General features: G+C 56.1%; 1 protein-coding gene. It reads right to left on the bottom strand.

Annotated elements, in window-relative coordinates; translation table 11 throughout:
* The coding region (gene fdhF, locus EJP87_RS14800) for a formate dehydrogenase subunit alpha (protein ID WP_193771420.1) at positions 1-3,100 on the bottom strand (3,100 nt) is incomplete at its 3' end.
* Between the last annotated feature and the right edge of the window lie 264 nt (positions 3,101-3,364).

The following is a 3,364-nucleotide window of genomic DNA, read 5'->3' as shown; positions in this document are numbered from 1 at the left end:
CCCGATCAATCTCCCATTCGGCAATTGCCTGCTCCAACATTCCCGGCTGCGGTTTACGGCACAAACACTCCTGGCGATAATAGGGGTCGCTCGCTTCGGGATGGTGTGGACAATAATAGACACCGTCGATATGTGCACCGATAATCGCCAACTGCTCCTGCATCCAGGCGGTCAACTCATACAACTGAGCCTCATCATAATAGCCCCGGCCAATACCCGATTGATTGGTGACCACAATGACCAGATAACCCTGCTGATTGCACCAGTGAATCGCCTCCTGTGCCTCTTCGATCCAGGTAAATTGATCCGGTCGATGCACATAGCCATGATCGATATTGAGCACCCCATCTCGATCAAAAAAGATGGCTGGCCGCCACTCCTCCGCACACTTGACTAGCCGCACTGGGGTCACTTTATATTCGGGACAGCGGGTATATTCATCGCTGGCGGCGTTGAGCAAAAGATTGGTCCGTGTCTGGGGAAAATGAAAGGCCATAAAGAGCGCACCCGGCTGCACCTGGGTAGTGATTTGCGCACGCACCCGAATGCTGCCATTGCCCGAAATCACACGCAGCCACTCTCCCTGCGCAAGCGCCAACTGCGCGGCATCCTGGGGATGAATCTGCAGCAGCTCCTCTTTGGCCTCTGGCAAAGCCATGATAGCGCTGCGCCGGGTCATGGTGCCCACATTATAGTGATAGAGGGTGCGCCCTGTGCTTAACAAAAACGGAAAGGCTGGATCGGATGACCGCAAACTGGCTCTCCAGGGAGTCGGTGTCAGGCGCCCTTTGCCACGGAGAAAGTGGCCATCCTGATGCAGCAAGGCGGTTCCAGGATGGCTGCTCTCTGGGCAGGGCCACTGAATAAATCCTTTTGCCAATATCCGCTGCCAGGAGATCCCGCCCCAGTTGGGACTTAGTTGGGCAATCTCATCGAGCAGAAGTTCTGGAGCATAGGCGCCGCTCTCGGCATCGCGCCCCCCCAAGGAATAACCCATCGCCTCGGCCAAGCGCAGAACGATCTCACCATCGGCTAAAGAGTCGCCCACAGGGGGTACCACCTCTTGCAGCGCTTGCACCCGTCGATCACTGTTGACAAAGGTACCCCTTTTTTCCAGAAAGCTGCATCCTGGCAACACCACATGGGCATATCGAGCCGATTCGCTGAGAAAAATATCTTGCACCACCAACAATTGCAAATTGCCCAACGCTTCACGCACCTTTGCCGAATCGGGATCTGACTGCAGCGGATCCTGGGCAACCAGATAGAGTCCCTGCAAAGCCCCCTCTCTGGCTGCCTCCCACATCTCCGGCATCTTCATTCCTGGAGTAGCCGGAGGTTCCGCTCCCCAAATCTGCGCATAGCGCTGCCGCACCTCTGGACTACTGACAGGTTGATAATCGGTCAATACATTGGGCAAGGCACCCATGTCACAAGCTCCCTGCACATTGTTCTGACCACGAATGGGACTGGCGCCGGTACCCGGTCGACCAATATGCCCGGTAAGCAGAGCCATATTGATCAGAGCAAAAGCCGAGAGCGAGCCATTGCAGGACTCGGTGATGCCCAGGCCCCAAAGAATCTGTGCTGCTTTTGCTCCGGCATAGAGATGCGCTGCTTGGCGAATCAGTTTTGCTGGCACCGCACACTGCTCTTCTGCCCACTCCGGCGTGCACCCGGCAAGCGCTGGCCACAAACTCTCCAGCCCTTGGCAATGCGCCTGCACAAAGCTCTCATTGAGCAAATTATCCTGTAATAGCACCCATTGCAGGGCGTTCAGCAGTGCCAGATTGCTGCCTGGACGCAGTGCCAGATGCAGATCGGCCCGTGCAGCCAATTCCGTGCGCCGCGGATCGATGACAATCAGTCGGCAGCCGTTGCGCACTGCCTGAACAATGCGTGCTCCCAAGACCGGATGAGCGTCTGTGGGATTGGCTCCCACCAGAAGCAGCAGATCAGAGCGGTCCACATCCTCAAAGCTGCTGGTGCCTGCACCGGTACCTAAAGCCTCTCCCAAAGCAAAGGCGGATGGGGAGTGACAAACACGGGCACAGTTATCGATATGGTTGCTCTGCAGCACCAGACGGGCAAATTTTTGCAATAGATAGTTCTCTTCATTGCTGCAGCGGGCTGAGCTGACCACGGCCAGCGCTTGTGGCCCGGCACTGTCACGGATATTCGTTAATTTTTCAGCTACATAGGCCAATGCGGTTGACCAATCACTCTCCTGCAGCACCCCTTCGGCATTGCGCAGCAGTGGTCTCGTCAATCGCTGAGGAGAGTGCACAAAATCGTGGCCAAACCGTCCTTTGACACAGGCATGGCCACGGTTTGCAGAGCCTTGTGGATCGGGTTCGCTGCGGAGAATTTTTCCCCCCGCCACGCTCACCAGCAAACGGCAACCGACGGCACAATAGCCACAGGTGGTGGCAATCTGTCGTTCCGCAGTGAGAGCAGCCTGTGGTTCAGGTTCACGCAAAGCGCCTGTAGGACAGACCAAGAGACAGCCACCACAGGAGAGACAGCCTGCCTCCAACAAGGAGCGCTGGTCGCCCAGGGAGACCTGCCAATCGGCTCCACGTCCCAGGCTTCCCAGGACTGCGGCTCCCTGCAGATCGCGACAGGCGGTGACACACAGGCCACAGCGAATACACAAGGCGGTTTGGCGGTGGATAAAGGGGTGGCGTTGATCGACCTGAGCCTCAACAGGTTGCGGATGCTGCAGCGGCGTAAAGCCCAGGGCAAGGGCGACCTGTTGCAAACGGCAGCGCCCCTGCACCGGACAGACAAGACAATTCAGAGGATGTTGGCGCAAGAGCAGGGTCAAGGCAGCCTTGCGTGCCTCTTGGGCCATTGGCGAATCGCTGCGATAGGAGGCTTCCTGGGTGACCGTGTTTTGGCAAGCCGGAATCAAACCTCTTCCCTCCTCCTCCACCTGACAGACGCCGCAGCGGCTGCGGTTGTGCAGGTGTTCGGCATGACAGAGGGTGGGAACAGTGATTCCTGCTTGGCGAAATGCCTGCAGCAAGGGTGTCCCGGGCGGCACACTTTGGAGAGTGCCATTGATGCTGATGGTCAAAAAATGGAAATTGCTGCTCACCGCACACACCTACACAGGGCAATCGAATAAAAACAAAGAACAAAGAACAAAGAACAAAGAACAAAAAAACAAAAAAAAATTATTATGGAGGTCCAGGAGGAGATTATCTCCTCCTGGTGGGTGCAGGGCAAAGCCCCATAAGCGTTAACCTAACATCCCCAGAGTTGCCATCTGACGCTTTCGTTTCCTTGGTGAATCAGCAAGCCATTCGGTTATTTTGCGCCAGTTTTCCATGACTTCCGTGAAACTGAAAATCGGTAAAAC

Origin of the sequence: Candidatus Magnetaquicoccus inordinatus (genome assembly GCF_004217665.1) — a bacterium.
Classification (GTDB): domain Bacteria; phylum Pseudomonadota; class Magnetococcia; order Magnetococcales; family Magnetaquicoccaceae; genus Magnetaquicoccus; species Magnetaquicoccus inordinatus.
Note: the sequence above shows the minus strand (reverse complement) of the source record. Positions and strands in the feature narration are given on the sequence as shown.